Consider the following 1,033-nt stretch of genomic DNA (forward strand, 5'->3'; position numbering starts at 1 on the left):
GCCGTGCTGCTGGTCGCAGGACTGGGCCTCGGCGCCGTCGCCGTACCGGCGCTGGGCCTCGAACTCGGGCTGCCGGGCGACGAGTCCAAGTCCGTCGAGACCACCCAGCGGCGGGCCTACGACCTGCTGTCGGAGGGCTTCGGCCCGGGCTTCAACGGCCCGTTGACCGTGGTGGTGGACACCTCGGACGCCGCCGACGCCGAGGCCGCCACCGCCTCGGTCGCCACGACCGTACGGGACCTGGACGGCGTGGCGTCGGTCGGTGAACCGGCGCTCGACGGGGCCGGCGAGACGGCCGTCTTCACGGCGGTCCCGGAGACCGCGCCGAACAGCGGCGAGACCAAGGACCTGGTGAACTCCATCCGGGACGAGGCCGCCGGTGTCGAGGCCGACACGGGCGCCGGTGTCCTGGTCACCGGCACCACCGCGATGAACATTGACATCTCCGAAGCCATGTCGGACGCCCTGCTGCCGTATCTGACCGTGGTCATCGGCCTGGCGGTGCTGCTGCTGACGGTGGTGTTCCGCTCGATCCTGGTGCCGCTCAAGGCCGCCCTCGGCTTCCTGCTGTCGGTCGGTGCCGCGTTCGGCGTCCTCGTCGCCGTCTTCCAGTGGGGCTGGGGAGCCGACCTGCTCGGCATCGAGCAGACCGGCCCCGTGATGTCGCTGATGCCGATCCTCATCATCGGCATCGTGTTCGGCCTGGCCATGGACTACGAGGTCTTCCTCCTCACCCGGATGCGCGAGTCCTACGTCCACGGCGCGTCCCCCGGCGAGGCGATCGTCCAGGGGTTCCGGCACAGCGGCCGGGTGGTGGCCGCCGCGGCGATCATCATGATCAGCGTGTTCGCCGGCTTCATCGGGATGAGCAGCCCGACCATCCAGACGATGGGCGTGGGCCTGGCCGCCGCCGTCGCCTTCGACGCCTTCGTGGTCCGGATGGCGATCGTGCCCGCGGTCCTGGCGCTGCTCGGCCGCCGGGCCTGGTGGCTGCCTCGTATCCTGGACCGTGTGCTGCCGAACGTGGACATCG

Annotated in this window: 1 protein-coding gene; it reads left to right on the top strand. The window is 71.1% G+C overall.

All coding sequences use genetic code 11. From position 1 onward, the window contains the following. Positions 1-1,033: MMPL family transporter (locus H5J30_RS35490; RefSeq protein ID WP_181791901.1), on the top strand; the 1,033-nt coding region annotated here is incomplete at both ends.

The sequence above is a fragment of the Streptomyces phytophilus genome (assembly GCF_013870535.1).
GTDB lineage: Bacteria > Actinomycetota > Actinomycetes > Streptomycetales > Streptomycetaceae > Streptomyces > Streptomyces phytophilus.